Below are 18,577 nucleotides of genomic sequence, written 5' to 3' on the forward strand. Positions count from 1 at the left end.
GCGTTGGGTAAAGCCTTCCGAACGGCATTGGCGTATGTTTACTTTCGTCTAACTTCCCCCCTTGCGGCACCAGTTTGGCTGCCCACACCTCGAAATTTAAAATTTCGCCAAGCCAAACAAACCTTGAATCGCATCGTTTTAGATATTATCCAATCGCGTCGCCATGATCGGACCGAACATTATGATTTGCTTTCCATATTGCTGACTGCCCAGGATGCAGAGACTCAAACTGGAATGAGCGATCGCCAATTGCAAGATGAAGTCATTACTCTTATCAATGCAGGCCATGAAACAACGGCGACGGCATTAGCCTGGACCTGGTATGTCTTGGGTACCCATCCTCATATCTTGACCAGGATAGAGGATGAAATCAACACTGAATTGGGTGCAGAGGCTCCCAGTTTTGAGACATTGCCGCGACTGGAATATACCGGACGTGTCTTTGATGAGTCTTTGCGGCTTTATCCACCGGGAATAGGGCTAGCGCCGAGAATGGCACTGGAGCGGGATGAGCTGCAAGGATTTGCTATTCCCAAGGGTGCCATCATTAATATCAACAGTTACTTTACGTCTCGCCATCGCCAGTATTGGGATAATGCTGAGCAGTTTGATCCAGATCGCTTTCTACCTGACCCAGTCAATCGCCACAAGTATGCCTATCTCCCGTTTGGGGCCGGACCCCATGTCTGTATTGGTAAGAATTTTGCCCTGATGGAGGCGAAGACAATCTTGGCAGCGATCATTCAAAAGTTTAATATCTCGTTAGTGCCAAATCAGCCGATTGAAATTGATCCAAGATTTACCTTACGCCCAAAATATGGCATTAAAGTGACGATCCACAAAAAGATTGATCGATATGCAGCGACTGGATGAGGCCAAACGAGATGCGATTTTGCAAGCGGCAAAGCAACGGCTGAGTCAATATGGGGTCAAGAAGACGACCATGCAGGAAATTGCCAAGGATGCAGGTATAGCGGTTGGCACACTCTATCTATATTTCAAGAACAAAAATCAGATTTTGATTGCGGCAGCTGAAGCGTATGTTCAGCAACATATGCTTGATTCAAATCAGATTTTACAGTCACCGTTGCCAACCCCTGAAAAGCTTAAACGTTATCTGGTTAATCGTTTCCGTGCTGTTCAAGACCATCGATTAAGTGGAACTCATGCCGCAGAACTTGCTCGGGCGGTGATGCGCCTTAAAACAGAGATGCAGGAAGAAGAAAGTCAGGTGGTTAGAGATAATGTTGCGTTTCTACTTAAAGAAGGGATTCAGGCAAACGTTTTTAAGGTTGAAAACTTTGAACAAGATCTGAAGGTGTTCTTGTACTCCATTGGGTATTTTTTCCCCAAGCCGACAACGGAAGATCACTACGAACTGGATGAAAAAAATTTAGAGATGGTGATCGAGTGGTTTATCAGGCAATGGCAAGTGTAAGTTTTGCAAGGCTAGAATCAACGTCCAGATCTGCCATCCTCTTCCCTGCCTGGGGAGGATGCATTGGGCTGCACTGGCATCTTCACTTCTATCGTGGTTCCCTCACCAGGATGACTGGTGATTTTGACTTGGCCTTGATAACGGACCGTGCGCTCACGAATCCCCACTAGTCCAAATCCTGTTATATCTGCCACATCTTGGGGTTCAAAGCCCACGCCATCATCCGTGACACAAAGGCCAACCTCTTGGTCTGTGAAGGCCAGGGTAACGGTGAGGGTTTTGGCCTGGGCATGACGGAGAACATTGGTAATGGCCTCTTGACCAATGCGGAGGAGATTGAGCTGCAGCCCTTCTTCCAGAAGAATGGGAGTCCCCTGAATTTGGAATTCCGTCTGTAAGGACGTATTGAGGGTCATCTGGGTAAGATTTTTCTGAAGCGCTTTGACAAGCGTTTCGCGTTCCAGGGCTTCGGAGCGCAGAGCGTGCACCGAACGGCGAGCTTCGGAAAGACCCTGGTGGGTGAGGTCGCGGGCCTGGTCGAGATAGCTCTTTGCGGTTTCAGGCTGTTGGCTCAAGATATTTTTAGCGGCTTCGAGCTGGAGAGAGATACCCGTAAACGCCTGGGCCAGGGTGTCGTGAATCTCGCGGGCAAGGCGATTGCGCTCATCGGTGAGGGCGTTGGTTCGGGCCTGTTCAGCCAGACGGGTGAGATGAATAGCGAGGGTAGCTTGGTTGGTGAGGGCTTGGACAAATTCGAGCTGTTCAGTGCTGAGAACAGTTTGATCGCAAAAGGCAAAACCAATAAATCCAATGGGTTGGTTGCCAATTTTCATACAAGCACAGGTGGCAGACTGGTGGCCCCGGGAGGTATGCCACTCTAAGGTTGTGGGCCAGAGGAACGTTGCGGCTTTGGGATTGTCATCGTCTAAGGTGAAGGGCTTATCAGAGCTGATGAGGATTTGCCAAGCTGCTGTAATATCGGCAGGAATATCGGTGTAGAAAAGTTCAGGGTCGTTAGGCGCATTGCCGAGGTAAACAGTATTGTTTTGAACGGCGAGCTGGGAGTGCAAAGTATGAGTCTCGGCATCATACAAAAATAGGTGGGTATCATCTGCGCCAATTTGCTCGATGATTTGGGTCAAGATTTGGCCAAGAAAGCGATCCAGTTCTGGCTCGGTGGTGAGGGCATTCAGGGTTTGAGATATCGCTTCATTGGTTTTGGCTAGCTCCGCCGCCCGCTCCTGCGCAGCTTTTTCCCGCTCGGCCAGAACCTCTTTCTCGGCAGCTTCCCGAGCTTGACGGGTGCGATCGCATTCCACAGCACCCCCCACTGCAGAAGCAGCAGTTTCTAAAACCGCAATTTCGGCATCGCTCCAGACCCGCTCTTCCACACAATCATCTAATCCTAATAATCCCCACCATTCTCCACCCACCGTAATGGGAACCCCCACAAGAGAGAGAACTTGCCCAGGTTGACGATCTGCGGGATTGATACCGTCCAATTCACTGGCCAGAAATTGAGTTGCCCGTCCTGCTTTGAGGGGAGCGGTTAGATGGTCAGGAAAGCGATCGATGGGAACTGGGAAATGAGCCCCTACCTCCATTTTGGGTGGAATCTGAGGGGCATCCCACTCCAGCATCAGGTTGAACAACAGTTGGCCTGTTTGCTCATCTAGTGAATTCCGCAAAATATAGGCCCGACACTGGCCCGTTCCCTCACCCAAGATTTTCAGCATTGTGGGTAATGCCGTAGCCAGGTCTTCATTAGCTACCAAGCTCTGGGCGGCAGCATTAACGCTATTGAGTAACGTATCGCGCTGTTGAAGTTGGCGATTGTAGATTTCCAGAGCAGCAGCTCGTTTTTGGGCCGCTTGTTCCCGCTCTTGCTGCAGAAGGGTATCGCGTTCAGCCTGTTCGCGATTGCATCTCATTTGCTCTCGATAGATAGCACTGCCAATACAGGTGGCAACGGTTTTAAACACGGCTAATTCCGCAGAGGTAAGCTGCCGCAATTCACGGCAGTAGTCCATAAACATCACCCCCCAGAACTCCGCCTCAATAAAGATGGGGACGGCATAGGTCGAGAGGGTACCAAGGCTCCGCATTGTGTTGCGAAAGGGTTCGGGCTGTTCTTCTACGGGGCCACCGACGGGCTGGCCTGTCATCAAATGCCAGGTCCACTCAGCAAAGTCATTGGCAGGCATCTGGTGAAGTTCTAGATTGTCGATTTGAGCAGCAGTACCCGCTGAATCCCATTCATAAAGGATCTGGAAATGACCTAGCTCAGTCACATCAGCAACATGACGCATCACGCCCAGGCGATCGCTCTCTAGATTGGTGCCAATCGTCTGCAGAGCTGTGTTAACACTAGTCGCAATGTCGGCGGTTAGGAGCTGGTTGGCAGCGGTAGCGGTGGTCTCTAACCAGCGATCGCGAATGGTCAGGACTTGGTTGGCAACTTCCAGCTCAGCCGCACGGGCTGCGCGTTCCCGTTCGATGAGAGCTTTGCGCTCGGCAGCTTCACGGGCTTTGCGGATGCGATCTCGATCAATGGCATTGCCGATACAATCCGCTACGGTTTGTAGGGCCGTAAGTTCAGCTACGCTACGCTGCCGCTGCTGGCGACAATCTCCAAACACCACGGTGCCCCAATACTGCTCGCGCAAAATAATAGGGACCGCATGTAACGTTTGGATGTTCATAAACGCCATAGAACTACGAAACGGCTCCATCATCTGTTCCGTTTTGATGCTAAAACTTTCACCTCGTTGATGTATCGCGTAGAGCTGAACAGCTCCACCATAGGTTCCTTGCATGGGGTCTGGATAGCAAAGTTCGGCGACAGGGGTCATCTCAGGAATAGACCACTCATGAATCACTAGCCAGTGCCCAGGGCTGGTTTCGGTGAGATCTTCAAGATGTTGGGCAATGCCAACCCGATCCGTTCCTACGGCTTCCCCAATGAGTTGGAGCGCTTGCTTAATTTCACCTGCAAAGTCTTTATCTGTTAGCAAAACATTGGCTGCTGCTGCTGTGGCTTCCAAGATGCGATCTCGTTCAGCTAGCTCTGCTACACGGGCTTTAGCAGCGGCCTCTTTTTCCTTGCGGGCGTCGTTTCGCTCAATCGCATTTCCGATGCAATTGGCAAGGGTTCTAAGTGCTTCCAGTTCGGCTTCGCTACGGCGAGTTTGGTTGTGGCAATCATCAAGGGCAACAATGCCCCAGTAATGGTTATTAACGATGATGGGCACAGCATAGACAGACTGAGCACCTAACGCCTGCTGTCCACTTCGAAATGGCTCCGGCAGCTCTTCGACAACGCCGCCAAACACCTCTCCTCGGGCAAGCTGTTCTACTACGAACTCTATGCCGCTGTCGCTAATCCGCGCTAATTCAGGATGATCAATTTGCCGCGAGACACCTGCTGTATCCCACTCATAGATCTCTTGATGATAACCAGGGGTGTCGGCAGTTGCATCAAAATGTCTCATCACCCCAGCCCGATCAACCGCTAACCCCAGCCCGATAATTTCTATTGCCCGGTTTACGGCACTGTCAAAATCCCCCTCGGTGAGCATGATGTTGGCGGCAGCAGCAGCAGCTTCTAGGATGCGATCGCGTTCAGCAAGCTCTGCCACACGAGCTTTGGCAGCGGCCTCTTTTTCCTTGCGGGTGCGATCGCGGGTAATGGCTCCCCCCACGCAGTTCGCTGCTGTTTTGAGGGCGACGAGTTCAACCTCCGTCAACAACTTCCGCTCGCGGCAGTGGTCAACTCCAAAAACCCCCCAATACTGACCTTCCATAAAAATTGGAATGTTATGGGTAGATTTTACATTCACCGCTTGCTGGAGAGAACGAAAGGGTTCGGGCAAGTCTTCAAGAACCTGACCAAAGGCTTCATCCCTGAGATTTGCTTCATACCAACTTTCTAAACCCATTTCTTCCCAGGGGAAATCGGTCATAGCTTCAGAATCTCGGAGCTGAGAGCCAACGCCGGGAGCATGCCACTCGTACAGAAATCGCACGAAGCCTGAAGTTTCTCCTGCTGGATCGTCGAACTGCTGACCAACCCCAATGCGATCAAACCCTAGGCTGTCGCCTAGAATTTGGAGAGCCTGACTCACTGATGCATCAAAATCTTCGCTATTGAGCAATACCTTGGACGCTGTCGCCGTTGCCTGAAGAATGCGATCTCGTTTTGCTAACTCAGCAATTTGTGCTTTAGCGGCAGCTTCCCGCTCCTGTAATAAAGCCGTTTGCCTTGTTCCTTCAGCTAGGTTTGCAAGCTGAATCGCCAAAGCAGCCTGGTCTGCTAAGGCTCGAATCAGGTCTCGATCTTCATCCCTAAGATCAACTTCATGATCAAAGGTGAGTCCTAGCATTCCGATAGGTTGATCACCTGCAAATAAAGCCACAGCCGCCGCTTCTTTATGTCCGGATCGACGGTGCCATTCTGTCGTCCCAGGCCACATCAGATCTGAATCGACATCTAAATAAACACCATATAAACCAATCTCACGGGTTTGACATAAATCCGGGTAGGCTGGCGTAATATCGGTTGGGAAGGGGTGTTGAAATAACTCAGGATCAGTTGCAGATGCACCAATACGGATCTGCCCTTTTTGGACTGAAAGCCGCAACTCTAAGGTGTTGGTAGGTATGTCCTGTAAGAACACGTAACCGGAATAAGCGCCAGCAGCCTGATTGATGAGGTGGGTCACATGACCTAAAAAAGCATTGAGATCTGTTTGACTCGCGAGATTAGTAAGACTGGTTTGTAAAATACTGTTGACTTGAGACAGCTCCTCAGCACGAGCCTGAGCTGTTGCTTCACGTTCTTTGCGAGTGCGATCGCGTTCAATCGCGCTGCCAATGCAAGCCGCTGCTGTTTCTAGAACAGCGATTTCCGACTCACTCCATACCCGCTCAGTTGTACAGTCATCAAATCCCAAAACCCCCCACCATTGGCTAGAGACAGCGATGGGTACAGCAATCAATGACAATGTTTGGCCTTCTTCATTTATTTGTAAGGCTTTACCTTGCAAATCACGAGCTAAAAACTGAACTTCTTGTCCAGCTGAGAAAGAGTCATTCACAATGGGGGGGAAAGAAGCCATTGCAAGGGGCCAGTCAACGGTTGTAATCTCTGCACTTGAAGGAATCCCTTCCTTCACCCATTCGTAGGGCATCTCCCAAACCCCCTCATCCGGCCCCTTGGGAAACACATTCTCAAACACATAAACCCGATCCTGCTGGGTTCCCTGTCCCAATATTTTCAATGCCTCTGGAATCGCTTGCTCTAGCTCACTCGTTGCAACTAAGCACTGCGCTGCTGCATTTACACTTTTGAGTAGTGCATCTCGCCGCTGTAGTTCTGCTAGATTATCGCGCCGTTCCAACGCTCCCGCGCAACTTGCTGCTGCCGTCTCCAGCACTGCAATCTCTGCCTCACTCCATACCCGCTCGGTGGTGCAGTCATCGAAGCCAAAGTTCCCCCAATACTCGCCCCTTACAAAAATGGGCACTGTGAGCACTGACAGCGCTTGTTCCTGGACTTGTTTATCCTGCCCTAACACTGACATTTCTCGGGCCAACTTTTGTATAGGTTGGCCCGTCTTTAAACCAGATAGCCATTCGCTATATCCCTCAATTTCGTCGTAAAACATTGGAAATTGATTGGGAAGCTCACTTGCTTTTACAACACCCGCTGTTGTCCACTCATAGGGACAGGTTGCGAACTCTCTGCGGGTATTCTGCTCTATATGATTTTGATAGACAAAGATGCGATCGATTTCTGCAGCAGTTGCGATCGCTTCCAGAGCACCATTAACCGCCGTATCAAAATCTGCGATGGTTAGCAATTTTCGAGCTGCTTCCGCCACCCCCATAAGCAGGCAGTCTTGTCGTAGCCCCCCTTCCCTTTGTAATTGCTGTGGTCCATCTTCAAGTACTCCAGTCATTACGACTCGCTCCTGCTGGCTGGCGTACACCGATGCTACCGCACCTGACGAGAATAGACCCTAGCCAATCGATAGGGCAGAATTGATTCATCACTTCCGTACCGTCATGGGCTAACAACAGCACAACCCTCCATTCACGCCAAATTAGAGTGCTTTTCGGCCATAGGTATAGAAAATCGTACTATCACTCCAAATGCCTTGATCCGTTTGGAGTGTCTCCAACTCTTGGACGTAGTCAGCCCTTGCGGCAGCTAACTGCTCAGCACTAAGCAGAGAAACTGGATTAGGATATTGTCCAGGAGCAGGTGATGAACTGTCCCCTAGCCACATTCCCCTCAACCTCTCCAAACTGAGATAGCTGCCATCAACTTCAACTTTAAAGTCAATATCAACAAAGCCTGCTTGGGTTAAGAGCCGATGGCATTTTTCAACCGTTCCAGTTGGCTTATTTAACAACACGGAGATACCCTGCCTTTCAAGTACCCGTTGAGCGACCACACCTGCGATGAATGCAGTCTCTGCAAAGGCATGAAAGCCTAGTAAGCCACCGGGTTTTAGCACGCGATGCCATAACCGCAAAGCTTTAGGTAAATCTGACATCCAAATTAAAGCCGACGAACAGAACAGATGGTCAAAGCTTCCAGCAGGAAAATTGAGATCTTCTGCATCCGCAACCAAAAAGTCAACATTGGTCAGACCTAGCGCTGCAGCTTTCTGTCGGGCGCATTCAATCATATCTGTAGCAATATCAACCCCGATCACACTGCCCGTTCGTCCCACCCGCTGAGCCGCATCAATAGCCACCAGTCCAGTTCCTGTGGCTAAGTCTAAAACTCGCTGTCCTTGAGAAAGAAAAGCATGGTCAAGCAAGCGTTGAGCAATCTGTGGATCAATGGCACTGACTTAAGCTCAATCAAACAGCTAGCTTAGCTTTGAGAGCAGAGCGAGGTTGTCGCATTCGCGGGAAAGATTTGGGTCTGCGTTTGACGACTCTCGGTTCGTGCCGATTCGGTCGAGAGGGTAATAGATCGGCTGCCATGGTCTCAAGTAGATGAGTAAACAACCGCTTTCTGGTCGCACGGTTGGCTGTCGCCAACAAAGCAAGCATCTGATTGAAGTGTTGTCGTGCTCCTTGCACAGACAGTTGAGTTCTAGCATTATCTGCTAGCGGTGCCGCAAGTTCCATGAGACTTCTGAGTAGGTTATAGCCCAACAAATGTACCCAAATGTCCTTGCGCACCATATCCGGAGTTTTGGCACTGAGCATCTCCATTTTTAAGGTGGTTTTGAGATGGCGCAGATTGACTTCCGCCACTGGCCAACGCCAGCCATACAAGCGAGTCAGTTGCCCAGCGCTGTAGCGTTGAGCATCCAGCAGCGTCGTCACCACAATAATGTGCTGGTCGCGAAAGCCCTTAAGGGATAAGCGCAAACACACCTCTCTAACGACCAATGTTTGAGGAATCAGGGCAAAATCTTGCTCACTCATGTGCTCAGGCCGTTGGGCTGGCTTATGCCATGTCACCTGATGATCACCAATGCCATGCTTGTTGCCTTTGCGGAAATCAGTCTTGCGAGCATGATGTTTACGCAACACTCCATCAGCCCTGTGTTGTTGAATGATGGCTAGATCAACATAGCTGCCATAAGCTTGGTCCGCCATGACCACATCACCGACCTCAAGGTCTTGATAGAGCAAACGACTCATGACAATTTCACTGGTGTCCCAGGAGGCAATACAAGCTGACGCCACTGCACCGGTAACCAAACAGAAGAACACTAAGTACCTATCCAAAATCAATTACATAATCTCTTCCGAAGCCCTTAAGGATTTTGTCGATATACAGACTCAGGCTGCCTAAACACTTGTAGGCATCAAATTCAAGCCACTCATATTTCATAAAACGCCAGAAAATCTCAATCAAATTCAGATGCGGTGAATAGGTAGGTAGCCAGAAAATTTCGACATTCTTGGCTTTCCAGTCCTCAATGTTTTCTTCAATTTCAGTGTTTTTATGGATGCTGGCTTGATCCATCACCACGACCGTGTGTTGGTCACAGGTCTGACTAAAATCATCAATACAGGCCACCACCACCGCACTGGTAATACTCTTGTCAAACACATAGGAAGTGAGGTCATTGTGCCGATTCATCAACCCCAACACGTTGAATCGACCGCTGCGTTGACTGGGAAGTCCTAGTGTTTCCCCTTTCTCCTGCCAAGCATAGGGGACATACGGCACTAAGCAAAACCCGCTTTCATCGAGATATCTCAGGTCCAGCTCACCTTTTTCCTCCTGACGCTTCAAGACCTCTAACTGATGACGTTTGGTTGCATACTCCACTGGGTCTGGCTGGCCCGCAACGACTCGCCTGAGGCGACGCCAGCTCATGGAACATGATTTGAGGATGCGCTTGAGGGTGGTTTTGCTCACCTCTATGTTCCAGGCTTCCTTGATCTTTGCCAACACAACATTGAGGTTATGCGGAGTCATTTTTGCCCACTCTCGGATTTGCTCCTTCTGCACGTCTCTCAACTTAGGTTTACGGCCACGGCCCGGCTGATCATACAGACCCACTAAGCAGTGGTTGTCCCAAGCATCTAACCAGGTGTAAACCGTTTTTCGGGTGACGGCAAAGATGCTCATTAACTCGGTGACATTAAACCCTTCAAAACTCAAGAGAATGCAATGGGCGCGTTGACGGACTTGGTGATGATGACTATGGCGATGAATTCGGCTGAGTAAATGGATGGTCTCTGGGCTCAATCCTTGAATAAAACGTTGTTTCATTGGGCTATAAGCTATTCGCTATCCACTGAACTGAAACCACTTATTATGATGTAAATATTTCTGGCTATCTACTTACCAAGCGAGCGATGGGAAAACCACAGCCTGCTGTTTGATTGCCATGTTGTGGATATGATGCTTGGTTGGCCGCACTATCAGCCATCAACACGGTGGTTCCGTCGTAGACCTTGACGGGCCGACCACACCAGAGGTGCTCTGGGGAGAGGGGTTGCGCTAAGCACTCAGCGCTTTCGGGAATTAAACGTTGCAACAGTGACTCTGGAAAGCGACTTCTGGCTTTGCTGTAGGCTCCGGTATCAGATGAGGGCGGTTGGATGCCAGCCGCTGTGAGCCAAGTCGTGATGCATTTGACTGTGTTACGAAGGCTTTTATCGGCTGATAGCACTTGGTAAAGCATGGCCCACAGCGTAACGATGGGGCTATATATCCGGTTGCGATAGGAGAATGCTTCTTCTTTCAGGAGTTCCTCTAACCTTGAGGCTGGAAGGATATCTGTCCACGGTAAACCCAGGCTTTGGGAAAATTGCTGCTTGAGAATTTCGGCTGACTCAGACATAGTGAAAGGCAGAAGTTTATGGCGTGCAAGTCTTGATCCTATATCTATCAAGACTTGTAGCCTTTTCCTGACTTCTTAAGTCAGTGCCATTGACTGTTGGGATAGCTCTCTTGAACATTGGGTGTAATTTCTGTCAATGCGTTTGTCCTGTCTAATACTTCGGGCAAAGATTTCACAGTGGTACTCAATGAATCTCATTTCAGTGGCCAGCCCAGGGTGATGAGATTTTTGATTCAGAAGGGGATTTAGTGGATTGTTTTCTATGTCTAAACAGCAGATATAGAATACTAGCTCAACGATCAACTATGTCAATTCTTAGGGCAAGCTGATGATAATGGGATGTCTTTGAACAATCATAGATTCCAATCATGCGGGCACATTGGGTCTAGGAATAATCATTGTCCTCAGTCTGCTTATAAAGAATGAATCCAGAAAACCGCACCTCAGAACAGGTCAACATGAAATTTCACTGCACCTATTGCGGCTACAAAATTGAAACAAGCAATGGGCAATCTGGACAATTGATGACCTGTCCGAGCTGTAGCGCAGATATTTTGGTACCACCTCCACCGATTTCAGAACTTTCTGCAAAGTCGAATGCTAACCCTAAGAAGTCTGACTCACTCCCGACACAGGGGTTTGTTTATCGACGTTTATTTTTAATTAGTCTAATTGGGTGCTTAATTTTTGGCGCTTTGACCGCTATCTATTCCCTGATTACATCTAGTTTTGATACCAGCCAAGCCACTATCTTGCTTACGACAGTATCTCTAGGAACCTACAGTATGACTGGTTTGTGTTGCTCGACTTTAATTGGTCATCCACAACACAATAGATTTGGCCAGATAGGTATTGCAGTATCAGTATTTAGCGGATTTTGGGCTTTCGTGAATAATCTGGCTATCTTAGCCAATCAAGAAATCAACAACTGGGGAGAATTGCTCCAGGTTCGTTTCTCTTTCCTCGTTGTTGCAGTCGCCTTTGCTCACTGTTCTCTGTTATTAAGGATCCATACAACCAATAAGACTGTCCAGAATGTGCGATATGTGACCCTTGGCATTATTGCCATGTTTTCCATGGTACTTTTGGGAAACATTATGGCTCCAGATAATTTTTCAACATCATGGAAGCTGATTAGTATACTTTCCGTATTGAACGTACTTGGAACCATTGCTACCCCTCTTTATCATGCAGCTACTAAGGAATCTAAAGCCAACTGATAAGTGGTTCATTCCTTAGAATTTCTCCAGTTAAAAGACTCTGAACCCTTGGTAGAGATGATTTATGCAGCGACAATCCACATGACTGCTGGAGATGCTGCTTAGAAAGCTCTGCAATCCTACCTGTGAAATACCGTTGACTGCTTTTGAAGCGATAAAATCTCAGATTCTACAGGGGATTTGTATTAACTAGGTAAGGTCTTGAAGCTTGGTGCATAGGGTTGGTGTTTGGGAATGGGATGAGTGCGATCTCAGCTCGATACCAAACCGTAGACTTCACATCAAATAAGCTTAACAACCGCAATACCTCAATTTTGGCTACTCAGGACGGACACTTTCTTCCCAAAAGCATCGTCTGAACTTGATTGAGAGTCAGTAGACCTCAAGTCATCAATGAAGAATGGATTATTCTGCCGTGGAAGTGCAACCCAAACTCCCCGGTTACAGGGCCACATAGGCTTATGGCAATATTACGATCAAAACCATCAAACTCTGGTATGAACGCAATACATTCAACCTCTGCAAGGATTCGGGTTGTGCTAACGGCAATAGCTGTGTCTATGTCGTTCCTCATCGCCTTTATAATCAGCCCAACAATAATTTATTTACCAGCCACTCAGTTTTCTTTTCATCTATTTTGGTTTTTTGGGCCAGCATTAGCACTACTCTTTGGATTACTTGTATGGCGGATGGCCAAAGCACGTTACATCATAGTCTCTCTTCTTGTCATTGCAAGCATCAGTTTCCCTTTTCTCTTCTATGTGAGCCAGGAGATTTTCTGTAGCCGTGTCGGAGCATTTGCGATAGTGCAATTGGAATGCTACTACCGCAGTGAACCTTTGATCCAGACTCGTTTGCCTGAGCAATTTTCAGAGGAGAAATTTAACTCCATACAGCCAGGGATGAAGAAAGAACGGGTTGTGCAACGATTGGGTTTACCAAGCAGTGGTACAGATAACCTCACCTTGGATTATGGAGCTGAATGGTGGGACTTTGCCTGGGTCAACTATTTCATCAGGCTGGACGAAGAGGGCAAAGTCATTAGCAAAACTCGAACTGTATATCATGACTAAAGTGATTGCGCGAGCATTACAAATAAACCTGATATGTGTCTATCCAGGCTGAAGTATTGGCATCACAGGATTACTAGTAGAAACACTTCAGAGTGCATCAAGAACAAGAATGCCTTGTTTCTCAAAGTTGAGTACTCCAACCTAAGCCGATAATCCGCCTCAACTCCCTCAGCTTTTTTTGCTAAGCAATTCCCCATTGTGGATAATAGAAACCCCTCAAGCGATAATTTGATGGGTTACTTTGAATGATTTGTTATCCCTTTCCAAGATGATGTTGTTGCTGTGACGCTTATTCAAAATCAGTATCGAATCATCAAGCAACTTGATGAGCAAGACGTTGGAATCACTTATTTGGCGGAGGATTTGCATCACCCCTCTAAGCAGCTCTGTGTGGTCAAAGAAACGAAACCGATTCTCTTGAAGCCTACGGTTAATCAGAGTACTCATAATAAAATCAAGTTATTTCAGGAGAGATTTAAGCAAGAAGCGGAAAACCTTGTGGAGATTAGTAGAGAACATGACCAAATCTCTAATTTGTATACCTGCTTTGAGAAAGAAGGACAATTATATTGGGTTCGTGAATGGGTTGAGGGCCAAACGTTAACCCAATGGGAGCATCCTGTAGAACCAGGCATGATCGTAGAAATTTTACGTCAGACGTTGCTTGTCTTGGACTCCCTCCACAATCGAGGCATCCTGCATCTGAATCTGAAGCCAAGCAATATTATCTGGCGTAAGCAAGACAGTAAGGTGGTACTGACTGATTTTGGAATTCTCAAAGAAATCACTGGACACTTTCCCTTGGACCTTCAGGTTGATCCTGGCCCCCGTGTTATCCCGTTTAGCTACAGGTCTCCAGAGCAATCCAAGGGCGGTAGAACGGGTCCATTTAGCGACTATTACAGTCTTGGTTTAACGATGATCACCCTAATGATGGGGAATGCATTTGAGCAATTTAAACGAGACTTTGCCTATCACGGAGAGATGAGGTGGCGTCAATACATACCAGAGGTCAACCCTGTGTTAGCTGATATCCTCGACCAAGCGATTCACTATGATCCAAGGCATCGGTTCAGGGTGGCCCGTGACATGCTGGTTGTTTTGCAGGAGGTTCCCATTGAACCTTCCACCACGTAAGAATCTTCGTTACTTGAATGCCGAGTTTCCTGGTCCTGGTCTCCTGCAAAGATGACCTCAGCGATAGGCAATCCTGGCTGTAAAACTCGGTGGCGAAATTAGAGGATATGATCTGTGGTCGTTGGGGTGAAGGTGATAATGGTGGGTGGGGCTGCGATCTCAATTCCAGTATTGCTATTGCCATCCAATTGAGCATCTCAAGCACTCATTCTTTCTGACTAGTTTCACATCCCAAGCTGATCACTTTTCAACGTTGGTTAGCCTTGACCGGAGGGCATTAGATCTGAAATGGTGTAACTTCTTGGGAGAGGTTTGATAACGCCTAGATTTTAGATGCTTTTGGATGGATGGGTGATAGCGAGTGCTTAACTCAAGAGGGAACTGTTCGCGGCAATGATCACAATACCAATACAACTGGTCTTTATGAATGTGCAGCAAAAGGTCGCCTGAGCAAAGAATGCAGTCAGACATGGTGAGGACCTGAGTGGGGAAAGGTGAGTCAGAGTCTAACCTAACAAACCCTAATTTTGTCTCCTAACAAAATAACCTTGTGGTGAGTGTAGTTTACAAGGCGAAATCTCCAGCAAGTTCTCCCAGGTATGCCGTTTGTTGGGCTTGCTATTTCTTAAAAGTCTTGGCGTATAAATAGACCTAATCGACGCAGTCCAGCTTTCTTCCATAACCAACCGTAAAGCGGTAACTTACCTTGAGGAGAACTGTTCGGGTCAAGAATAGGTTTGCCGTCGTCCATTCCAATACCTTGATTATTCCAGCCTACAGAACTACAAAACTTTGTCCAATCGTTATTGGATTCTGTGGGACTACCACACTTCTCCCACATCTGTTTTTGCACACTGAAACCCCATTTACCTTTGCTGTACTTAACCCATAAGCGGTTCAGAATAAGAAGGTCTTTACACGGAAACGTTTGTAGATCACTTAATGTAAAGGGTTGCCCTTCTTCTTTACTGATCGTGGTAATCATCAACCGATAGGTTTCCTGATCGGCCTCTCTCCAAAGGGCATTAGCCAAATTATTCACCAGTTTGGAAAATTTAAGGTCGATTGTATGGCGGAGGATATAGAACTTATGAGTGCCATGAAGACCTACTTTCTCCAGATCCTTGGAGCCAGGGGGATTGTAGTCGAATAAAGCGCCATTACTGCGTTGGGTGATTTGAGTTGATATCCAAACACAGAACCCTAATTGCTCAAGGGTCGATAACCCTTCAACAGGTAAATCAAGTGGGTGAGAAAGCGCTGTCTGCGCTTGGTCTATGGGGTGGGGCTGGCTCGTATTTTGGGCGTCCAAGAATTGCTGGTACTCACGCCAACAAATAGGCTCATTAGTGATTGCCGTCCACTTATCTAACGGAACCATCTGCTGAAACCGCCGCTCCAAGGCAGGGTTAATACCTGATTTATCCATAATCTGTGGTTCAGTAGGTAATTCACTTAATGGTTGTTCATTTTGAGAAGGGCGGAGTGGGTTCTTCTCGTCATTCAGAGGCTGAGACATGAGTTAAAGCGGCAGGGATCAGGGTGAAGGGGCCAGGGCTCTAACGGGGGTAGTCATTGGGCGCGAAAGAGAGCTAAAAAGATACGCTTAAGTCTGTTTGTCCAGTGCAGTTAGGGGGTTACTCGCTTTAGTGGTGGCGTTTGCCATGTGCCATTAATCGCCTCTTGTTTTGGCAAGTAAAGCCGCAAGGATATGAAGAAGCCCTTATCCGGTGCAGGGAGACAGTTTTTCCTCTTCTTTTCTTCAGTTGGTTGAGCGTACTGGATATAAAGCGTCAGTCCCCCATCTTCGTCAAGAACGAGTTCGTTGTTGTCTAACATCGTTGAATTAATAAGATAGCGATCGAGGTCGTTCTCGACAAGGAGCTGCTCGGGAAGGTTATACATTGTTGCCGACCAGAAAGCGTCAGCTGGTGGCAATCCACCTGGCTCGAATCGTAGTGTATAACAGACGTTGCCTGATGCATTTAATTCGTTGCCGTCTGCATCGTTATAGTAGGAGGGATACATGGCCTCCTCAATGGAATTGCCCCAGATGCCAAGAATTGCGCCAGCCATACGGTACAGATAAATGTTACCTGTTTCCGTCAAGTGTTCACGTGTGCCGAATAGGTCGGCGGCGGTGACTTCTTGAGTGGCAAGTTTATTCTTCTTCAGCTCTAAATAAGTATCCCAACCGTCCTTTATACCTTGCTCGACAGCCTGATTCAATTCCTCAGAGAATTCTGTCGGGTTAAAGGTCAGGCCAGGTCCGATGTTTAGCTTCGCGAAGCGAGTCATCAATTCCGTTTCCGCTTCGTGTGTTGAACAAAACGTCGTGAGCAGGAAGTTCAGCAGGCTGAATATTCTGGGTGAAGTTTCGCCCTCGTCCAGTCTTACGGGTCTCGGGTATTTCACCGCTGGCATTGCCGCTGGTGGCTCCGTATTTGTAAACTGACTCAGCGGCTGAACCTTGTAACCGTTCTCAATAATGTTTTCGACATTCTCTAAGTCATCTGAGTTGAAAAGCTGGGTGCGGTACAAGGCTAGCGCAAGACTGGTTTCGCTACGGATAACGGCGGTGATTCCAGATGGTATCTGCCCTGTCCAGTCCGGGCCCGCAAGCAAGTACTTGCTTGCGCCATTGCCTGTTGTCCGAGTGCCAACGTATTCGAAATTGTGTGTATAAGTATCGATGAGTTGGATAGAGTAGTATCGTTTAGAATCTATTTTTGGGACCTTCAAAACTAAAGGTTCCATGCGAAGATCTGCTCCAACCAGGCAGTAAGGTGTATCTGCATTCGGTGTCTGAACTGCGGTGTCCGATGGCGTGAACAGTCGTGCCGTGCCAATCAATTCATTCAAGGGGCCTTTGTATTCGTCATTCTTAGGCCAAAGAAAGTAGGCAAAAAGAATTCGATAGCTGTCTGCCATCGGATACGCGTAAGTAAACGCATCTTTCGCGATCAATCGGGCTTCTTGTGGTGTAAGTGTGGAAGAATCAGCCATTCTCAAATTTCCCTTATAAAGGAATAAGTAGGTGATGGTATTGAAGCTCAACTATATTTCGAAATATAAATCTGGTGATGTACTTGATTAATCAATACTTCTAACGGAATTAGCTAAGGAATTTCTGGTAACAATATTAAGCCTGACCTACTTAGAAATAGAACATTTACTAAAATATTATTGGTTTTGTCGATCTACTGATTCTATAATCATCGAGAATTTGAGATTCAGACATGAAGAACTCAAAGCTTTTGGCAATAGTGGTTTGTGCGTATGCATCCTGCAACTTAGTTCTGAGCTTTACACCCCCAGTAACGGCAGCCTCCCTAACCTATAACTTCAGGCAAGATGGTTTTGATGAAGGTGCTTACGCTGAAGGTTTTTTCATCGCCGATGACCTGAATGGCGATGGTCAAATTGCATATTTCAGAGGACTTCAAAACTCCAGTGAAGTTTCAGACTTCAGAGTCACTTTTTCTGGGAATCGGTTAACACCACCGACAACTTATGGATTTGGAGACTTATTTGGTCTTGTCTATGACTTAGATGGTGGTCCTTTGGGCGATGGCGTTACCGGGGTTATTGAAGGGATTAGTGCTTCAGTTCCAAATCGAAACGCCATTGACCAGGGTTACTCTGCTGGTCCTGGCCCGTTAAACACGTATTATTTCGGTCCAAGACAACAATTCTGTGTTGATTCTCCATTCTCCCTGTGCGGAATATTTGACGGTTCTACCTCAAATGAGATCGTTGCTGTTCCTGAGCCTAGTACTTTCTTGGGAAGCATCGTGACCATCGGTCTTGGTATCCTCGCCAAGAGAAAACGGTCGCCTCTTGTCCGTCAGAAAAAATCCAAATGCACTTTGTAGCTTCATAATGCCGGGCTTTCTGGTCTTGGTCTTTTGCAAAGATAACCTCAGCGATAGGCAAACCTGGCCGTAAAACTTGTTGCGTTAGGGTTTTGAACTTAATAAATGCCTCTGAAAAATATTACTCTACTTTTTAGACATTTTTGCCAAGCCTATACCAATCTTTCTATCCGGCTAGCTACAAATTCTTGTAGTCAATGAATAATTTGCATTAATAAAAAGGAAAAAATTTTTTATTTTAACGAATCAAAATGCATGTGACTTATATCATTTGTTTTTGCTATTTAAATCACTTATTTACCTGAAGATTATCACTATCTGGCATACTCTATGATCACTGATAAATTAATGTATTTCTGGGATTATAAATTTTGTAATAACAAACTAGAAATAGTTTCTAGGAAAAAAGTAAATGGCTGCCCAAAATAGTGAAATTTTTCTGCATGACCAAAGTTTGAGGTTAGGACAACTGCAGTAGGTATACCCATTGAAATACATAAAGAATGGA

Annotated in this window: 11 protein-coding genes and 2 pseudogenes; 6 read left to right on the forward strand and 7 right to left on the reverse strand. The window is 47.2% G+C overall.

All coding sequences use genetic code 11. The features are described 5' to 3' along the window. Window positions 1–3: 3 nt before the first annotated feature. Together AM1_RS44050 and AM1_RS28290 are read left to right on the forward strand one after the other, a co-directional pair. Entirely contained in the window at window positions 4–873 is an 870-nt protein-coding gene (locus tag AM1_RS44050; RefSeq protein WP_202947638.1) for a cytochrome P450, read from the forward strand. Next, window positions 857–1,438, forward strand: coding sequence for a TetR/AcrR family transcriptional regulator (locus AM1_RS28290; protein WP_012166390.1), 582 nt, complete (start codon window positions 857–859; stop codon window positions 1,436–1,438). Before AM1_RS44050 ends, AM1_RS28290 begins: the two co-directional genes overlap by 17 nt. 17 nt (window positions 1,439–1,455) lie before the next feature. On the opposite strand, the gene AM1_RS28295 is transcribed toward AM1_RS28290, so the two are convergent. The 5 genes and pseudogenes from AM1_RS28295 to AM1_RS28315 form a co-directional block, all read right to left on the reverse strand. Then, complete coding sequence (locus AM1_RS28295; RefSeq protein WP_012166391.1) at window positions 1,456–7,398, reverse strand: sensor histidine kinase; 5,943 nt, start codon at window positions 7,396–7,398, stop codon at window positions 1,456–1,458. Between the two features lie 144 nt (window positions 7,399–7,542). Continuing rightward, entirely contained in the window at window positions 7,543–8,292 is a 750-nt protein-coding gene (locus AM1_RS28300; RefSeq protein WP_083776751.1) for a class I SAM-dependent methyltransferase, read from the reverse strand. Between the two features lie 19 nt (window positions 8,293–8,311). Continuing rightward, window positions 8,312–9,187 (reverse strand): annotated as a pseudogene (locus AM1_RS28305) (IS4-like element ISAcma16 family transposase); the annotation flags it as partial. Beyond that, window positions 9,186–10,190 (reverse strand): IS630-like element ISAcma15 family transposase, encoded by a 1,005-nt coding sequence (locus tag AM1_RS28310; protein WP_012166395.1) that lies wholly within the window; start codon window positions 10,188–10,190, stop codon window positions 9,186–9,188. The pseudogene AM1_RS28305 and the gene AM1_RS28310, both read right to left, overlap by 2 nt. A 73-nt stretch (window positions 10,191–10,263) precedes the next feature. Continuing rightward, window positions 10,264–10,815 (reverse strand): annotated as a pseudogene (locus AM1_RS28315) (IS4 family transposase); the annotation flags it as partial. Between the two features lie 371 nt (window positions 10,816–11,186). On the opposite strand from AM1_RS28315, the gene AM1_RS28320 reads away from it, so the two are divergent. The 3 genes from AM1_RS28320 (at window position 11,187) to AM1_RS28330 (ending at window position 14,194) form a co-directional block, all read left to right on the forward strand. Continuing rightward, window positions 11,187–11,984 (forward strand): hypothetical protein, encoded by a 798-nt coding sequence (locus AM1_RS28320; RefSeq protein WP_041660668.1) that lies wholly within the window; start codon window positions 11,187–11,189, stop codon window positions 11,982–11,984. A 560-nt stretch (window positions 11,985–12,544) separates the two neighbouring features. Continuing rightward, on the forward strand, window positions 12,545–13,057 hold the full coding sequence (locus AM1_RS28325) for a hypothetical protein (protein WP_041660669.1): 513 nt from the start codon (window positions 12,545–12,547) through the stop codon (window positions 13,055–13,057). A gap of 282 nt (window positions 13,058–13,339) precedes the next feature. Further along, window positions 13,340–14,194, forward strand: a complete 855-nt coding sequence (locus tag AM1_RS28330; protein ID WP_049783806.1) for a serine/threonine protein kinase — start codon at window positions 13,340–13,342, stop codon at window positions 14,192–14,194. A gap of 625 nt (window positions 14,195–14,819) precedes the next feature. Here the strand turns inward: AM1_RS28330 and AM1_RS37860 are convergent. Both AM1_RS37860 and AM1_RS28340 read right to left on the reverse strand, forming a co-directional pair. After that, window positions 14,820–15,713: a GUN4 domain-containing protein gene (locus AM1_RS37860; protein WP_012166403.1), complete on the reverse strand. Its 894-nt coding sequence runs from the start codon at window positions 15,711–15,713 to the stop codon at window positions 14,820–14,822. 110 nt (window positions 15,714–15,823) lie between these two features. Further along, entirely contained in the window at window positions 15,824–17,200 is a 1,377-nt protein-coding gene (locus tag AM1_RS28340; RefSeq protein ID WP_012166404.1) for a DUF1254 domain-containing protein, read from the reverse strand. Window positions 17,201–17,433: 233 nt separating this feature from the next. Between AM1_RS28340 and AM1_RS28345 the strand changes: the two genes are divergently transcribed. Further along, entirely contained in the window at window positions 17,434–18,069 is a 636-nt protein-coding gene (locus AM1_RS28345; RefSeq protein ID WP_012166405.1) for a PEP-CTERM sorting domain-containing protein, read from the forward strand. Window positions 18,070–18,577: the final 508 nt, after the last annotated feature.

Origin of the sequence: Acaryochloris marina MBIC11017 (genome assembly GCF_000018105.1) — a bacterium.
In the GTDB taxonomy this organism is placed as follows: Bacteria; Cyanobacteriota; Cyanobacteriia; order Thermosynechococcales; family Thermosynechococcaceae; genus Acaryochloris; species Acaryochloris marina.